Below are 15,972 nucleotides of genomic sequence, written 5' to 3'. Positions count from 1 at the left end.
GCCTGCCCTGAACTGGGCCCACCGAATATGAACGGCCATGACGCCCCGGCTTCGCACCGGGGCGTCGTGCCATCTAGCCTGCACGTATGACACAGATCCTCACCAGCCACGCCGGCTCCCTGCCCCGCAGCCCCGAGCTGATCGCCGCCAACGCCGCCCGCCCCGTGGGCGAGGACGGCCTGACCCCCGAGCCCACCGAGGAGTTCCGCCAGGTGCTGCGCCAGGCGGTGGCCGACGTGGTCGCCAAGCAGCGCGAGATCGGGATCGCCGTCCCCAACGATGGGGAGTACGGACACCTGATGGGCTCGGCCGTCAACTACGGCTCCTGGTGGTCCTACATCTTCGACCGGGTCAGCGGCCTCGAGCTCACCGGTGCCGACCCCTTCTCCAGCGAGCCGGTGCGCTCCGAGCCCGGCAACGTGCGCCTGACCACCTTCCCGGACCGCCGCGACTGGACCATCTTCGCCGAGGCCTACCAGGACCCCACCTCCGGCATCACCGTGGGCACCCAGCCCACCTTCCCGGCGGCCACCGGCCCCATCGCGTACTCCGAGGCGGGTCGCGAGCTGGTGGGGCAGGACGTCGCCAACTTCCGCGCCGCCCTCGACGCCAGCGGCTACGACAGCGGCTTCCTGGCCGCCCTCTCGCCCGGCTCCGGCAGCCGCATCGTCGATGAGCACTACGGCGACGAGGACGCCTTCCTCGACGCCTGGGTGGAGGCGATGCGCCCGGAGTACGAGGCGATCGCCGCCGCCGGCCTCACCGTGCAGATCGACGACCCGTCGATCGCGGAGAACTGGGACCAGATCAACCCCGAGCCCAGCATCGAGGACTACGTGGCCTTCACCCGCAAGCGCGTGGACGCGGTCAACCGCGCCCTGGTGAACGTGCCCACCGAGCAGACTCGATTCCACCTGTGCTGGGGCTCCTGGCACGGTCCCCACACCACCGACATCGAGTTCCGTCACATCGTGGACCTGCTGCTGGAGATCGACGCGCGCTACTACAGCTTCGAGGCCGCCAACGTGCGCCACGAGCACGAGTGGACCGTGTGGCAGGACGTCACCCTGCCCGAGGACAAGGTGATCGTGCCCGGCATCGTCCCCCACGCCCCCAACGTGGTGGAGCACCCCGAGCTGGTGGCACAGCGCATCGAGCGCTTCGCCCGCCTGGTCGGCCCCGAGCGCGTGATCGCCTCCACCGACTGCGGTCTGGGCGGGCGCATCCACCCGCAGATCGCCTGGGCCAAGCTGGAGTCCCTGGTGGCCGGTGCGGAGATCGCCTCCGCTCGGGTGTGAGCCCACAGTCGCAGCAGCCTCCGCTGCACCCCGACGGAGCCGAGGTGGCCGAGAGTTCACCTCGGCTTCGTCGGCATGTCACGACCTGGTGGCGAAGGGGTCGGCCCCAAGGCGGATGATGGGCCCCGTGAGGATCCTTGTGGTAGCCGAGTCCTTCCTTCCGCACATGAACGGGGTCACCAATTCGGTGCTCCGCATCGTCGACCACCACACCGCCAGCGGGGACGACGTCGCGATCATCGCCCCGCACTGGCCCCATGCCGACACCTCCCTGCGCACCGCCTGCGGGCGCCGCGTCCCGGTGCGCCGCATCCCCTCCGTGCCCCTGGCCGGATACCCGGACGTGCGCATCGCCACCACCAGCGCCACGTCCCTGCGTCGCCGGATCGGTGAGTTCGAGCCCGACGTGGTCCACCTGGCCTCCCCGGCGGTGCTGGGCGGTCGGGCCGTGGTGGCAGCGCAGAAGCTGGGCGTGCCCACCGTGGCCGTGTACCAGACCGACATCCCCGGATACACCGCGCGCTACGGCATGCCGTTCCTGGAGAGCGCCAGCTGGCAGCTGCTGCGGGACGTGCACAACCGCTCCACCCTCACCCTGGCCCCCTCCACCGCCACTCGGGACCAGCTGGTCGAGCACGGCATCGAGCGGGTGCACCTGTGGCGGCGCGGCGTGGACACCTCCCTGTTCTCACCGTCGCTGCGCAGCGAGCGACTGCGCTCGAAGCTGGCCAGGCCCAGGGAGCGGATCGTGCTGTACGTGGGCCGGCTGGCCCCCGAGAAGCAGGTGGAGGACCTCAAGGTGGTCCACGACATGCCCGGCGTGCGCCTGGTGATCGTCGGCGAGGGCCCCGAGCGGGACAGCCTGCGCCGCCACATGCCCCGTGCACGGTTCGCAGGCTTCCGCTCCGGCACGGACCTTGCGACCTACCTGGCCAGTGCGGACCTGTTCATCCACCCCGGTGAGCTGGAGACGTTCGGGCAGACGATCCAGGAGGCCATGGCCTCCGGGCTGCCGGTCATCGCCCCGCGCAGCGGCGGCCCCGTGGACCTGGTGACCCCCAGCCGCACCGGATGGCTCTACACCCCGGGCATGCTGGACGAGATGCGCGAGGCCGCAACCGACCTGCTGTTCGACGACGCCAAGCGCGCCGCGTTCGGTGCGGCCGCCCTGGAGTCGGTGAGGAAGCGCACCTGGCCGGTGCTGTCCGAGCAGCTGCGCGGCTACTACCAGCAGGCCATCGCCGCGAACAGGGCGCTCGCCGTCAGTCGGTGATCACCTGCTGGGCGAAGGCCTCCAGCAGGGCCCGGCCCCCCGCCAGGGTGCCCGGCGACGCAGTGACCGATGCGGCCCTCGAGGGCGCTCGCGGCCAGCTGCGCCCCCAGGCAGATGCCCAGCGTCGGCAGATGCCGGTCCAGGGCCAGTGCCAGCAGGCGGCGGGTCTGCGGCAGCCACGGGTGCTCCGCGTCGTCGCGCGCGTCCATGCCGCCGCCCAGCACCACCAGACCCTCGAAGGGGCCCAGGTCCATCGGCAGCTGGTCGCCCCGGTGGGGCCGGTGCAGGTGCAGGGTGAGACCGGCCTCGGCCAGCACGTCGGCGAGCACCCTGGGCGGGCAGTCCGCCTCGTGCTCGATCACCAGGACATCGGAGGGATGGGCGTCCATGCGCCTTTCCTACCAGAGCCCCGCCCCACCCGCGTCACATTCGGCCATACTCCTTCGCCGCGGGCGGTCCGCGATGGTGCACTGCTCATGTCGCACCCGGCGACGCAGCGGCTCCCGGACCCCCCGGAGCACCGGATCCAGCGGAGAGGACCACTCATGGCGCAGCGCACCCCCCGTCGCCCGCTCATCGGCGTGACCGCAGGGACCAGCCGCATGATGACCGGGGCCTGGGCGGGCCACGACGCCGTGGTGATCACCGAGCACTACGTGCGCGCCGTGCGCGCCGCCGGGGCGAGGGCCGTGGTGATCGCCCCGCAGGAGGAGTGGACCGACGAGGAAGTGGCCGAACTCGATGCGATCGTGCTCTCCGGCGGCACCGACCTCGACCCCGCCCTGCTGGGCGAGGCGCCCCGGGACACCGACATGGCCGCCCAGCCGGAGCGGGACGCCTTCGAGACGGCCCTGTACCGGGCGGCACGACGCACGGGCGTGCCGGTGCTGGGCATCTGCCGGGGACTGCAGATCGCCGTGGTCGCCGAGGGCGGCTCCCTGCACCGTCACCTTCCCGAGGACCTGCCGCAGCACCCCGCCACCGGGGAGCGCCCCACCCGGGTCACCGCTCGGATCGACGCCGACAGCGACCTCGCCCTCGCACTGGGGAGCAGTGCGGAGGTCACCGCCTACCACCACCAGGGAGCACGGGACGTGCACGGGGATCTGCGGGTGGTGGCCCGTCATGCCAGCGGACTGCCGCTCGCGGTGGAGGCGACCGGCGGCTCCCCGGTGATCGCCGTGCAGTGGCATCCGGAGCTCGATCCCTCCCAGGGCGTGGTGTTCGACGCGCTGGTCGCGGCGGTGCGCCAGCAGGCCGCGGCGACGGTGGAGGCTGTCCCCGCCACCCGGGACGCTGGTCTACCATGGGGGCGGATCCATCGGCCAGGACCATCGGAGGAAGCATGAGCACGGAGCACAGCGCGCAGGGCACGCACGCGGATGCGCGGGGCATCCAGGGCAGCCACGCGACCAACACCACCTCGCAGGGGAACAGCCCGGTCCTCAGCGTCGCGCTGTTCGTGCTCCTGTTCGGGCTGTTCGTCGCCGGTCTCTACACCATGAGCCTGTTCACGCCGCTCACCTTCGCGGTGGGGATGCTGCTGTGCATCCTCGCGCTGTACCTCACCTTCGACCTGGTGCCGCGCTTCCTCACCTGAGCCCCGGCCAGGGCGCTGCCCCGGCCGTGCCGGGGAACGATCAGCACGCCCGCCCGGCTCATCGATGACACGCCGCCCCGGCCGGTCCTGGACCGGCCGGGGCGGCGCTCGTCGTGCTCGGGGGGACGCGTGCGGCCCGGGCGGGCTCAGCCGCGGTCGCGGTCCAGCCGCACCACGGACTCCAGGGCCACCACGATCATGTCCTCGAAGGACTCCTGGCGCTCCATGGCGCTGGTCTCCTCCCCGGTGAGCAGGTGATCCGAGACGGTGCACAGCGCCAGGGCGCGGCGGGAGAACTGCGCGGCCAGGGTGTACAGGGCCGCCGCCTCCATCTCCACCCCCAGCACGCCGTAGTCGGCGAGGGTGGAGGTGACCTCCGGATCGGGGTTGTAGAACTGGTCGGCGGAGTAGAGCCCCCCGGCGATCACCGGCAGCAGGCGCTCCTCGGCCACCTCGGCAGCCAGGCGCAGCAGGTCGAAGTCCGCAGCGGGGGCGTAGTTCACGTGGCGGAAGCGCGGCACGTTCATCGCGGAGTCCGTGGAGGCGGCCACGCCCAGCACCACGTCCCGCACCTTGACCTTGTCCGAGAGGCCGCCGCAGCTGCCCACCCGGATGACCGCCTCGACGTCGTACTCGGTGAACAGCTCGTGCGCGTAGATCGCGATCGAGGGCTGGCCCATCCCGGAACCCTGGGCGGAGATCCGCACGCCCTGGTAGGTGCCGGTGTAGCCGAGCATCCCGCGCACGTCGTTGTACTGGACCGGATCCTCGAGGAAGGTCTCGGCGATCCAGCGAGCGCGGTACGGGTCGCCCGGCATCAGCACGTAGGGGGCGATCTGGTCAGGGGTGGCACCGATGTGTGTCGACATGGCGCCAGCCTACGGTGGGCCGTGCCCGGACCGAATCTGCGCCGCACCTCAGAGTGCGGAGCATGTTTGCGACGGCCCCGATCCGTGGCGGAGGATCGTGGACTGTGAACGTTCCCTCCTCCGGCGCCCGCACCCCCTCCCGCACGCCGGTTGCTGCCGACGCCCGCCGTGCCCGCTGGGCGGTCTCCCTGATCTTCTTCCTCAACGGGCTCAGCTTCTGCGCCATCCTGCCCCGCTACCCCGAGCTGGTGGACTCGATCGGACTGAGCAACACCGCCTTCGGGCTCGCCGTGGGCCTGGGACCGCTGGGAGGGCTGCTGGCAGGACTGGGCGCCGCGGGGCTGATGAAGCGGTGGGGCTCTGCCCGGGTCGCGGTGACCGCGCAGATCATCGCCTCCACCACGCACCTGCTGGTGTACACCGCCGGGTCCTGGCTGTGGCTGGCCGGAGCGCTGCTGATGGCGTCCGCCGCGGACGCCATCACCGACATCGCGATGAACGCCCACGGCATGCGGGTCGAGCGCCGCTACCGCCGCTCCATCATGAACAGCTACCACGGCTTCTGGTCGCTCGGTGCCGTGACCGGTGGCGTGCTCGGCGCCGCCGGCGCCCAGGTGGGCCTGCCCCTGTGGGTCCAGGGCGTGCTGGGCCTGGTGCTGTTCGGCGCGGCCGCGTTCGCATCACTGCGCTTCATGCTGCCGGGCCCGGACACCACCGAGCGCGAGTCGGCGGCCGGTCCCAGCCCGGCCTCCGCCGCCGACGTCCCCGCCGGTGCCCATGCCTCGTCCGAGGGGGCGCAGGGGCGCCGCGTCGCCGGGATGAGCATGCGGGGTCTGGGTCTGATCGCGGCGCTCGGAGCGGTGCTGGTGTTCGCGGGCTCCACCGAGGATGCCGGCAACACCTGGGGCGCGCTGTTCATGCACAGCACCTTCGAGGTCACCCCGTTCATGGCGGGAATGGCGTTCGTGGCCCTGCAGGGTGCCCAGACCATCGGCCGCTTCACCGGGGACGCCGTCGTGGACCGCCTGGGGGACCGCCTCACCGCCCGCATCGGCGCCCTGGTCTCGGCAGCCGGCATGAGCCTTGCGCTGCTGCTGCCCACGCCCGCGACCGCACTTGTCGGCTTCGCCGCCGCCGGTTGGGGGATCGCCACACTGTTCCCGGCGGCGTTCCGGGCCGCCGACGACATGCCCGGTGTCCCCCCGGGCGTGGGCATCACCGTGGTGGGCTGGCTGGCGCGCGTGGGCTTCTTCGCCACCCCGCCCATCATCGGTGCCCTGGCCGATGCCTTCACCCTGCGGTACGCGCTGTGGCTGGTCCCCATCTACGCCGTGGGCATCCTGCTGTTCTCCGGCGCACTGTCCGGCAAGCGGGAGCCGGTCGCCTAGAAGCGGTCGGGATCCCCGGCGCCCACGCGCGCCACCTCCACCTCACCGCCGGCGAGGTTGACCACCGTGGTGGGGTCGATGCCCACCTCGCCGGCGTCGATGATCACGTCCAGCTGGTCACCCAGCAGGTCCTGAACCACCCAGCCCTCGGCCGGGGGATCCTCCTGGCCGGGCAGCAGCAGGGTCGAGGAGACGATCGGCTCGCCGAGAGCCTCCAGCAGGGCATGGGTGACGCGGTGATCGGGGATCCGCACGCCCACCGTGTGCTTCTTGGGATGAGCCATCCTGCGGGGCACCTCCTTGGTGGCAGGCAGGATGAACGTGTACGGCCCGGGGGTGGCGTTCTTGACCAGGCGGAACGTGGGATTGGAGACGATCACGAACTGGCTGAGCTGAGCGAAGTCCGCGCACACCAGGGTGAAGTGGTGGTCCTTGCCCACCTGGCGGATGCGCCGGATCCGCTCCAGCGGCTCGTGAGCGTCCAGGGTGCACCCCAGGGCGTAGCAGGAGTCGGTGGGGTAGGCGATCAGGCCGCCGTCCTGCAGCACGCTCACGGCCTGGTCGACCAGGCGGGGCTGCGGGTCCACCGGGTGGATGTCGAGGTAACGGGCGGAATGCGAGGATCTGGCCATGCTCGATGCTACGCCGTGCGGGGCCGTCCCGTCTCCGAGCGCGGCCATGGGCGGGCAGGGTGCTCTCCCTCGCCGGTCGGATCTGCACCGTGGTCTCAGGCGACGACCACGAACTCGCGGCCGATCCACTTGGTGCGCCGCATCCGCAGCACCGCACTGATCGGCAGCGGGCCCATGATGTGCGGGTAGCCGTCGCCCCCGTGGTCGTCCGCTTCGATGTCCACGGCGACTCCGGTCGCCTCGACCCGGGCGGTGTCGATCTCCAGGATCACCAGATCACCGGGCTGGTCCGGGTACACGTTCTTGGCCACCATGGACACCTGCTCGGGGAAGCAGGCATGGATGAAGCCGACGTCCTCGAGGCTGCGACCGCGCGTGGAGCGTGTGTACCGGCCCTCCCGCACCGCCGCATCCCAGGCGGCGAGCTCGGTGATGTGCCAGATCAGGGGCGCGGGCATGGACGGCAGTGTAGCGTGATCGGCATGGAGCACAGCAGCGGTGGACCCTCCGCGGATGGCCAGGGTGTGCGCCTGGTCCACGAGGCGGGCAGGGAACGGTACGAAGCCCTGGACGGCGACGAGGTCGTGGCCGTCCTCTACTACGCGGACGAGCCCGCCCCGGGTGATGCCGGGGCGCAGGCGCCGGCGATCGTGCGGGACCTGCGCTCCACGGTGGTGGCCCCGGAGCGCAACGGCGAGGGCCTCGGTTCGGCCCTGGTGCGCCACGTCCTCGATGAGGCCCGCGCCCACGGCCTCGCAGTGCGCCCCACCTGCTGGTTCGTCGACGGATGGATCCAGCGCCATCCCCAGTACGGGGACCTGCTCGAACCCGGCGCGCAGGCAGCGCAGCCGTCGCAGGCCGACGGGGGACCGGAGCGATGACCTACCGCATCCTCACCGTGTGCACCGGGAACATCTGCCGCTCACCGATGGCCGAGTACGCCCTGGTCGAGGCCTTCGAACAGGCCGGGCTGGCCGATCAGGTCGAGGTGGCATCACTGGCCACCTCCGGCTGGGAGGTCGGCAATCCGATCGATCCCCGGGCGGCGGCTCTGCTGGAGCGCCACGGCATCACCACCACCTCCCATCGCGCCCGGCAGATGGACCCGGAGCTGCTGCGGGAGGCCGACCTCATCCTCACCCTCGATCACGACCACGTCGAGCCGGTGCGACGGGCCGGTGCGGACATCGCCGCCAAGCAGCGCATGATGCGGGAGTTCGACCCGCAGGTGGGGGAGGACACCGGCATCCGTGACCCCTGGTACGGCGACGAGCAGGACTTCGAGACGGCCTGGGAGCAGATCACCGCTGCCACCGAGGGGATCGTGGCGCACGTGCGCGCCCAGCTCGAGCACGAGCCGGGTGAGCCCGGCAGCGCGCCCGGCGAGGGTCGGGCGGGCGCGGCCAGCGAGGGTCGGGCGGGTGCGGCGAGCGAGGGTCGCACCGGCGGGGTGGCCGCGAACCGGACCGGGGAGGCGCGATGACGGTGCGCAGCGCGCTCGGGACGGCCGCCGCGCTGAGGCAGGGGCAGATCGACGCGGTCGAGCTCACCGAACAGACCCTGGAGGCGGCCCGCGGGGTGGGCGCACAGGTCGGTGCCTTCGCCCACCTGCTCGAGGACCTCTCGCTCGCCCAGGCCGAGGCTGCCGCGCGCACCCTCGATGACGCCCGCCGCAGCGGCACGCTCGAGCAGCTCGGGCGCGCCTACCCGCTGCTGGGAGTGCCCCTGCCCGTCAAGGACCTCACCCAGATCGCCGGTCAGCCCTTCGGGGCCGGCTCCGCGCTGCTGGAGGGGAACATCGCCGAGGTGACCGACGGAGTGGCGCAGCTGCTGCTGGACGCCGGGACCGTCACCATCGGCAAGACCTCCGTCCCCGAGTTCGGCTTCCCCTGCTACACCGAGCCCGCCACCGGACCACCTGCCCGCACCCCCTGGGACCTGCGCCGCACCGCAGGCGGGTCCAGTGGAGGGGCAGCCGCCGCCGTGGCCTCGGGCGTGGTTCCCCTGGCCCACGGCACCGACGGCGGAGGCTCGGTGCGGATCCCCGCCGCGTGCTGCGGGATCGTGGGCATCAAGCCCTCGCGAGGGCTGGTCTCCGCAGGCCCGCACGGCACCGAGGGCATGGGCCTGGTGACCGATGGGATGCTGGCCCGCTCCGTGCGCGATGCCGCTGCCGGGCTCGACCTGATCGCGGTGGCACGCCCCGGGGACTTCCTCACCTCCCCCCGCCCCCAGAAGGGTTTCCTCGCCTCCTGCGACCGCGCCCCATCGGCACTGCGCATCGGGGTGCTCACCGAGCCCCTCGCCGCCCGCACCGAGATCCACCCTGCCGCGCTGCGAGGACTGGAGCGCGCGGTCGAGCTGCTGCGGGGCATGGGGCACCAGGTGCAGGAGGTCCCGGCCCCCTTCACTCCGGAGCAGTGGCGCGCCTTCATGCCGCTGTGGACCGTGGGCGCTGCCGCCCTCGACCTCTCCGAGGACGCCGAGCCGCTCCTGATGGAGCTCACCCGCTGGCTGCGGGCCGAGGGGCGCACCTACGACGGCGTCGACCTGACACGCGCCATGGCAGGGGTGCAGACGATCGCCCGCCGCACCGGGGAGGCCTTCAGCGAGCTCGACGTGGTGCTCACGCCCTCCCTGGCCGCGCCCCCCGCCCTGCCCGAGACGATCCAGCTCGCCGACGGCGGCGAGGACTTCGATGCCCAGTGCCGATTCACCCCGTGGACCAGCACCTGGAACATGACCGGGTGCGCCGCGATCAGCGTGCCGATCCATCGCGAGGCCGTCGACGGGATCGAACTGCCCTTCGGGGTGCACATCGGTGCCACCCGGGCCGGGGACGACGCCCTGCTGCTGGGCCTGGCCGCCCAGCTCGAGCAGGCCGATCCGTGGCCGCTGGTGCGCGCACCGCACGAGGCATGAGCACCCCGGGACCGACCTTTCCGGGTCAGGCCGAGGAGCCCGCCACGGTGCGGCTGGACGTGTGGCTGTGGAGTGCACGGCTGTTCCCCACCCGCGCCGCTGCCACGGCCGCCTGCCGGGGAGGCCACGTGCGCCGCAACGGTGATCCCGTCAAGGCGGCCCAGAAGGTGTCGGTGGGCGACGAGCTTCGTGTGCGATCGCCGGGGCGCGAGCGCATCGTGGTGGTCGCCCGCATCCTCACCAAGAGGGTGGGGGCCCCGATCGCCCGGGAGGCCTACGAGGACCACAGCCCTGAGCCGGCTCCGCAGCTGCTGGCCGCACCGCCCCGTCGTGACCGCGGCACCGGGCGCCCCACGAAGAGGGAGCGCCGCCAGCTGGACAGACTGCGCGGCCGGGAGAGCTGAGTCCCCCGGCCGCGCCGAGTACCGTGTGCGGATGCGTGAGGTGCGCAGGGCCGCCAGGACCGCCCTGGGGCCGCGCGCGCACGCCGAGGTCAGCGGGCGGCCGCCAGCAGCGCCTCGCGGTTGGAGCGCAGCTTGGACAGCAGTCGCGCTTCGAGCTCGACCACCTTGGGGTTGGCGCCATCGGCCAGCAGGCGCTGGCGCACCGAGGCCAGGTCCGCGCTGTCCCGGATGAACTTCTTCATCAGCGGCTTGGCGTTCATCTGGGCGGCCCAGTTCTTGGCCTCGCGGCGCCCCTTCCAGGTACCGAGCATGTCCACCTCCTCGTGGGTGAGCCAGCCCTGGTTGGCGTAGTCGCCCAGCCGCACCCGGGTCAGGCGCGCCTCGTCCCAGATCAGCACCACGATGAATATCAGCCACAGCAGGGATATGAACGCCTTGACCGCGAACATCGCGATCATCACGGGAAGGCCCTCGAACGCGGCGAACAGGTTCCACACCGCGTGCAGGAACATCCCCGGCCAGGTGGCCACCAGGAAGGACAGCAGGCCGATGATGGTGCCCCACTTGCGCACCACGTACCCCATGATCACGCCGGTGAGGCTGGTGTAGATGGCGTGGCCGAAGATGTTCAGCACCCCGCGCATCACGAACAGGATCACCACGCCGAAGGCACCGGCGCCCTCGAGGATGCGGGTGTAGTAGATGATGTTCTCGGTGAAGGCGAAGCCGCCGCCGATGAGCGCCCCGTAGATCATGCCGTCCAACGGACCGTTGAAGTAGCGGCGCGCCAGCAGCATCAGGACGATCAGCCCCAGGCCCTTGGTGGTCTCCTCCACCAGGGGGGCGCTGATGACAGGACCGGCCCAGGTCGCGAAGCCCTCGCCGCCTACGGCGTAGAAGATCCGGCCGTTGATGGAGTTGAGCAAGAAGCTGCTGCCGGCCGCGACGGCGGCGCCCCACAGGACCGCGATCAGCAGCAGGGGGATCGGCTGCGGGTCCCACCTGTCCGCCAGCAGGATCACGCCGAAGATCACCAGCAGCGAGATCCCCGCCAGGAACGCGGTCACCGGCCACCAGATGGGGCTCGAGCTCGCATTCATCACGAAGCTCAGGAAGAACGCCCCCAGCACGATGATCGTGAACAGGCCCATCCCGATCAGCGCCAGCCAGGTCGCGATGGACACCACCGGGACCTCCTTGGCGTGCTGGGAGACCTCCTGCACGCGGCGGGTCTGCGTGGCCCAGGCGGACTGCGGCTGGGCCTGGTCCGGACGCTGGATCTGCGCCGGGGCGTAGCGTGCGGCGGTGAGGCCGTGGGTGGGACGCACCGAGGTGTCGTACGCCTTGGGATTGCCGTAGTCGCGGTAGTGCGGCTGGGACATGGGTGCCTCTGTTTTCGGCTGCGGCGGGTGGATCGACTGTGATGCTACAGGGGAGTGACGGCGCACACGTCCCCCTCTGAGCCACTGTGGATGCCGTGCCGGTCCGCTCGTGGGAACGGCCGCGTGGGCGGCCGTTGTCATCCGCTCGGCACGGAACCAGGGTTGAGCGGAATAGACTCAACTTCGGTGTCGTTGCACCAGATCGAGAGCAGAACAGATCCAGAACCCACCCGCATCGAGCGCACCGGAGAGGAGCACCGTGGATTTCAGGTTCACCACCCGCTCGCAGGATGCCGTCACCGCGGCAGCGGAGAAGGCGGCCGAGCTGGGCAACCCGCAGATCAGCGCGATGCACCTGCTGTGGGTGCTCGCCGAGCAGCGCGACACCATTGCCTACGCGGCCCTGGAGGAGGCAGGTGCCTCCCCCCAGGAGATTGCGCAGCGTGCCGCCGAGGCCGTTGAGGCCCTGCCCCGTGTGAGCGGAAGCGGGGCCACCAACCCCACGTTTGTCGGCAGCGGATTCGACGCCCTCGAGGCGGCCAGACGCGAGGCCGACCACGACCACAAGACCTACCTGTCCACCGAGCATCTGCTGATCGGCATCGCACTCGGCAAGGACGACGCAGCCCGCCTGCTCACCTCCCGGGGTGCCAGGCCGGGCTCCCTGCGCGATGCCGTGGTGCGACTGCATGGAGGAGAGAAGAATATGAACCAGATGGACAGCCAGAACCCCGAGAACACTTTCCAGAGCCTGGAGAAGTTCGGGGTGGACCTCACCGAGATGGCCCGGGAGGGCCGCCTGGACCCGGTGATCGGTCGCGACGCCGAGATCCGGCGCGTGGTGCAGGTGCTCTCGCGCCGCACCAAGAACAACCCCGTGCTGATCGGCGAGCCCGGCGTGGGCAAGACCGCCGTGGTGGAGGGCCTGGCCCAGCGCATCGTCGCGGGCGACGTCCCCGACTCCCTGCGCGGCAAGAAGCTGATCTCCCTGGACCTGTCCTCCATGGTGGCCGGCTCCAAGTACCGCGGCGAGTTCGAGGAGCGGATGAAGGCGGTGCTGGACGAGATCCGCACCAGCAACGGCCAGATCATCACCTTCATCGACGAGCTGCACACCGTGGTCGGTGCCGGCGGAACCGGTGACGGCGCGATGGACGCCGGCAACATGCTCAAGCCGATGCTGGCCCGCGGTGAGCTGCGGATGGTGGGTGCCACGACGCTGGACGAGTACCGCGAGAACATCGAGAAGGACCCGGCCCTGGAGCGCCGCTTCCAGCAGGTGCTGGTGGGCGAGCCCAGTGTGGAGGACACCATCACCATCCTGCGCGGGCTCAAGGACAAGTACGAGGCGCACCACAAGGTCTCCATCACTGACTCCGCCCTGGTGGCCGCCGCGTCCCTCTCGGACCGCTACATCTCCGGCCGACAGCTGCCGGACAAGGCCATCGACCTGGTGGACGAGGCCGCCTCCCGCCTGCGCATGGAGCTGGACTCCTCCCCGGAGGAGCTGGACATCCTGCGCCGTCAGGTGGACCGGCTGAAGATGGAGGAGATGGCGCTGGACGGCAGCGAGGACCCCGGCAGCATCGCGCAGCTGGAGTCGGTGCGCTCGCAGCTGGCCGATCGCAATGAGCGGATGGCCGCGCTCTCGGCCCGCTGGGAGCGGGAGAAGGCCGGGCTGAACCTGGTGGGCGATCTCAAGGCTCAGCTGGAGCAGCTGCGGATGCAGGCCGACCGCGCCCAGCGCGAGGGCGACCTCACCGCAGCCTCGAAGATCCTGTACGGCGACATCCCCGCGCTGAAGGAGCGGCTGGCCGAGGCGGAGGAGGCCGAGGCCAGCGGCGACGGCGAGGGGGAACGGCCCCTGGTGGCCGACCATGTCAGCGCCGATGACATCGCCGAGGTGGTGGGTGCCTGGACCGGCATCCCCGCCGGGCGCCTGCTGCAGTCCGAGACCCAGAAGCTGCTGGAGATGGAGGACATCATCGGCAAGCGCCTGATCGGCCAGAAGCGCGCGGTCACCGAGGTGTCCGACGCCGTTCGGCGCGCCCGCGCCGGGATCTCAGATCCGAACCGCCCCACCGGCTCGTTCCTGTTCCTGGGCCCGACGGGTGTGGGAAAGACGGAGCTGGCCAAGGCGCTGGCGGAGTTCCTGTTCGACGACGAGCGCGCCATGGTGCGCATCGACATGTCCGAGTACGGCGAGAAGCACACCGTCTCGCGCCTGGTGGGTGCGCCTCCCGGGTACGTGGGGTACGACGAGGGCGGCCAGCTCACCGAGGCCGTGCGGCGCCGCCCCTACTCCGTGGTGCTGCTGGACGAGATCGAGAAGGCCCACCCCGATGTGTTCGACGTGCTGCTGCAGGTGCTCGACGACGGCCGTCTCACCGACGGCCAGGGCCGCACCGTCGACTTCCGCTCCACCATCCTCATCCTCACCTCCAACCTCGGGGCCCACGTGCTGCAGGACCCTCTGCTCAGCCCCGAGGAGAAGACGGACAAGGTGATGGCCGTGGTGCGGGCTTCCTTCAAGCCCGAGTTCCTCAACCGGCTGGACGACGTGGTGATGTTCGATGCGCTGCGCCGTGAGGAGCTCTCCCGCATCGTGACGCTGCAGATCGCGGACGTCGCCGCCCGCCTGGTCGATCGCCGGATCGTCCTGGACGTGGAGCAAGGCGCCACCGAGTGGCTGGCCGAGAAGGGCTTCGACCCGATGTATGGTGCCCGGCCGCTGAAGAGGCTGGTCCAGAAGGAGATCGGTGACGCCCTCGCGCGGCTGATCCTGCGCGGTGAGGTCCACGACGGTGAGCATGTGGTCGTGAGCGCCCGTGAGGACGGCACCGGCTTGGATCTCTCCGTTGTGCCCGAGCCGAAGGCCGAGCCGGACTCAGCTGAGGCCGGCGACGGCAACGGCAGCGGCAACGGCGGCGGTGCCCGGGAGGCGGATCAGGCCGGCTGATCCCACGGGGCCGGCAGATACCGGTAGCGCAGGTCCAGGAACCGCTGGGCCGAGGTGGCCTCGTCCCAGGCCTCCACATGGGAGTCGATCGTCTCCGCCGTGCCGCGCAGCGAGTCGCTGACGGCCGGCGGGGCGATCGGGTCCAGCGCGTCCGCAGTGGCCTCCAGACTGGTGGAGGCGAAGCCCGCCATGCTTCGCAGCGGCGTGGCCGTGACGATGTCGATCTGGGACTCGGCGTGGCGCATCAGGCCCATCTCTGCCTCTCGCGCAGCGCCCAGCACATCGCCCTCCTGCAGGGCCCCGCCGACTGCGCCGGCGGTGTGGAACGTGTTGCCGATCTGCGCATCCACCCCACCCAGCACCTGACCGAGCACGGAGTCCTCCCCGAGCACCACACCGGAGGAGGCGTGCATGATCTTCACCGGGGCGAGCGCTCCCGTGTAGCGGCCGTAGCCGGCATCGATCATGCCCTGCTCGGCCCAGCCGATCACCTCACCGACAGCCTCGTGGCCCTGCATGGCCGTCTGCAGGTGCTGGAGCACGGGCACCTGCCCGATGGCCGAGGAGCGCACGGGCTGGCCGTCCGCAGTGATGGAGATGTCCGGAGCGGTGGCGCCGGAGGGCTCCGGGAAGCGGGGTACGGGCGCGCCAGCCCCGGGGCCGCCCAGCGGGTGGTGCAGGCCCGGATCCCACCACGGGGGCTGCCAGTCGATGTCCTTGATCTTCTCGCGCAGCACGCGACCGAGCCCCGCCGGATCCGGATGGGCCAGCGGCCCGAACGGGTTCGACCAGCCCGGCCCGCTGAGCGGACGGGCAGGATGCGGGACACCGGTGACTGGCGCTCCGGAGGGACTCGTGCCGTCGTGCCCGCCCGCGGGCCCGTTGCCGCCGGTCGTACCGGTGCCCCCGGAAGGGGCGCTGGCCTCTTCCTGCTCCTTGCCCTCGGCCCGGATCAGCTCCAGGAACCTGCTCAGCTGCCGCCCGGCCTCGTACCCGGCCAGCAGGAAGGCGGAGAGCCGTGCCTGGAAGTGCTGGGCGTCCGGCCCGTACCACTCCAGTGCCGGCCCGGCGGCGGCGATGTCATCGAGCAGTGCGGTGAGGGCGGCGGCCTGCCCGGTGCCGAGCTCCGCCCATCGGTCGATGTCGGTGGTGTCGCATCCCCAGAAGGTGTTCATGCGATGAATCTAGGGACGAGCACAGCCCCGGGTCCTGGACGGACCCGGGGCTGTGGACAACCGGTCGTTG

16 protein-coding genes are annotated in these 15,972 nt (G+C 71.4%); 10 read left to right on the top strand and 6 right to left on the bottom strand.

What is annotated here, in order from left to right; genetic code table 11:
• The first annotated feature begins 86 nt into the window (after positions 1-86).
• Together IOE58_RS07450 and IOE58_RS07445 are read left to right on the top strand one after the other, a co-directional pair.
• Positions 87-1,298 carry a cobalamin-independent methionine synthase II family protein gene (locus IOE58_RS07450; protein WP_193865783.1) on the top strand — a complete coding sequence of 404 codons (1,212 nt, stop codon included), beginning with the start codon at positions 87-89 and terminating at the stop codon, positions 1,296-1,298.
• Positions 1,299-1,425: 127 nt separating this feature from the next.
• Entirely contained in the window at positions 1,426-2,571 is a 1,146-nt protein-coding gene (locus IOE58_RS07445; RefSeq protein ID WP_193865782.1) for a glycosyltransferase, read from the top strand.
• Here the strand turns inward: IOE58_RS07445 and IOE58_RS07440 are convergent.
• Positions 2,523-2,960, bottom strand: coding sequence for a glutamine amidotransferase-related protein (locus IOE58_RS07440; protein WP_193865781.1), 438 nt, complete (start codon positions 2,958-2,960; stop codon positions 2,523-2,525). The two genes, IOE58_RS07445 and IOE58_RS07440, sit on opposite strands and share 49 nt — an antisense overlap.
• Before the next feature lie 156 nt (positions 2,961-3,116).
• Between IOE58_RS07440 and IOE58_RS07435 the strand changes: the two genes are divergently transcribed.
• The gene (locus IOE58_RS07435; protein WP_193865780.1) at positions 3,117-3,920 is read left to right on the top strand and encodes a gamma-glutamyl-gamma-aminobutyrate hydrolase family protein; all 804 of its coding nucleotides are present in this window, start codon (positions 3,117-3,119) and stop codon (positions 3,918-3,920) included.
• The gene (locus IOE58_RS07430) at positions 3,917-4,171 is read left to right on the top strand and encodes a DUF1700 domain-containing protein (RefSeq protein WP_193865779.1); all 255 of its coding nucleotides are present in this window, start codon (positions 3,917-3,919) and stop codon (positions 4,169-4,171) included. Before IOE58_RS07435 ends, IOE58_RS07430 begins: the two co-directional genes overlap by 4 nt.
• 146 nt (positions 4,172-4,317) lie before the next feature.
• Here IOE58_RS07430 and deoD read toward each other — a convergent pair whose 3' ends face one another.
• A complete protein-coding gene (gene deoD / locus IOE58_RS07425) occupies positions 4,318-5,040 on the bottom strand; it encodes a purine-nucleoside phosphorylase (protein ID WP_193865778.1) in 723 nt (240 codons plus the stop codon).
• Between the two features lie 104 nt (positions 5,041-5,144).
• On the opposite strand from deoD, the gene IOE58_RS07420 reads away from it, so the two are divergent.
• The gene (locus IOE58_RS07420) at positions 5,145-6,428 is read left to right on the top strand and encodes an MFS transporter (RefSeq protein ID WP_259890983.1); all 1,284 of its coding nucleotides are present in this window, start codon (positions 5,145-5,147) and stop codon (positions 6,426-6,428) included.
• On the opposite strand, the gene IOE58_RS07415 is transcribed toward IOE58_RS07420, so the two are convergent.
• Together IOE58_RS07415 and IOE58_RS07410 are read right to left on the bottom strand one after the other, a co-directional pair.
• Positions 6,425-7,060 carry an L-threonylcarbamoyladenylate synthase gene (locus IOE58_RS07415; protein ID WP_193865776.1) on the bottom strand — a complete coding sequence of 212 codons (636 nt, stop codon included), beginning with the start codon at positions 7,058-7,060 and terminating at the stop codon, positions 6,425-6,427. The two genes, IOE58_RS07420 and IOE58_RS07415, sit on opposite strands and share 4 nt — an antisense overlap.
• A 95-nt stretch (positions 7,061-7,155) precedes the next feature.
• The gene (locus tag IOE58_RS07410; RefSeq protein ID WP_193865775.1) at positions 7,156-7,518 is read right to left on the bottom strand and encodes a DUF952 domain-containing protein; all 363 of its coding nucleotides are present in this window, start codon (positions 7,516-7,518) and stop codon (positions 7,156-7,158) included.
• 24 nt (positions 7,519-7,542) lie between these two features.
• Here IOE58_RS07410 and IOE58_RS07405 point away from each other — a divergent pair, with 24 nt between their 5' ends.
• Genes IOE58_RS07405 through IOE58_RS07390 form a run of 4 tightly spaced genes read left to right on the top strand, consistent with a single transcriptional unit; the run spans position 7,543 to position 10,386 of the window.
• Positions 7,543-7,941 carry a GNAT family N-acetyltransferase gene (locus IOE58_RS07405; RefSeq protein ID WP_193865774.1) on the top strand — a complete coding sequence of 133 codons (399 nt, stop codon included), beginning with the start codon at positions 7,543-7,545 and terminating at the stop codon, positions 7,939-7,941.
• The gene (locus IOE58_RS07400; protein ID WP_193865773.1) at positions 7,938-8,543 is read left to right on the top strand and encodes a low molecular weight protein-tyrosine-phosphatase; all 606 of its coding nucleotides are present in this window, start codon (positions 7,938-7,940) and stop codon (positions 8,541-8,543) included. The genes IOE58_RS07405 and IOE58_RS07400 overlap by 4 nt, the downstream gene beginning before the upstream one ends.
• Entirely contained in the window at positions 8,540-9,982 is a 1,443-nt protein-coding gene (locus IOE58_RS07395; protein WP_193865772.1) for an amidase, read from the top strand. The genes IOE58_RS07400 and IOE58_RS07395 overlap by 4 nt, the downstream gene beginning before the upstream one ends.
• Positions 9,979-10,386, top strand: a complete 408-nt coding sequence (locus IOE58_RS07390; RefSeq protein ID WP_193865771.1) for an RNA-binding S4 domain-containing protein — start codon at positions 9,979-9,981, stop codon at positions 10,384-10,386. Before IOE58_RS07395 ends, IOE58_RS07390 begins: the two co-directional genes overlap by 4 nt.
• Positions 10,387-10,475: 89 nt before the next feature.
• Here the strand turns inward: IOE58_RS07390 and IOE58_RS07385 are convergent, their stop codons facing one another.
• Positions 10,476-11,768 (bottom strand): PrsW family intramembrane metalloprotease, encoded by a 1,293-nt coding sequence (locus tag IOE58_RS07385; RefSeq protein ID WP_228019261.1) that lies wholly within the window; start codon positions 11,766-11,768, stop codon positions 10,476-10,478.
• Between the two features lie 259 nt (positions 11,769-12,027).
• Here IOE58_RS07385 and clpB point away from each other — a divergent pair, with 259 nt between their 5' ends.
• A complete protein-coding gene (gene clpB / locus IOE58_RS07380; RefSeq protein ID WP_193865769.1) occupies positions 12,028-14,727 on the top strand; it encodes an ATP-dependent chaperone ClpB in 2,700 nt (899 codons plus the stop codon).
• On the opposite strand, the gene IOE58_RS07375 is transcribed toward clpB, so the two are convergent.
• On the bottom strand, positions 14,715-15,902 hold the full coding sequence (locus IOE58_RS07375) for a hypothetical protein (protein WP_193865768.1): 1,188 nt from the start codon (positions 15,900-15,902) through the stop codon (positions 14,715-14,717). The genes clpB and IOE58_RS07375 overlap by 13 nt on opposite strands.
• Between the last annotated feature and the right edge of the window lie 70 nt (positions 15,903-15,972).

It is taken from the genome of Brachybacterium epidermidis, from assembly GCF_015209585.1.
GTDB lineage: Bacteria > Actinomycetota > Actinomycetes > Actinomycetales > Dermabacteraceae > Brachybacterium > Brachybacterium epidermidis.
Note: the sequence above shows the minus strand (reverse complement) of the source record. Positions and strands in the feature narration are given on the sequence as shown.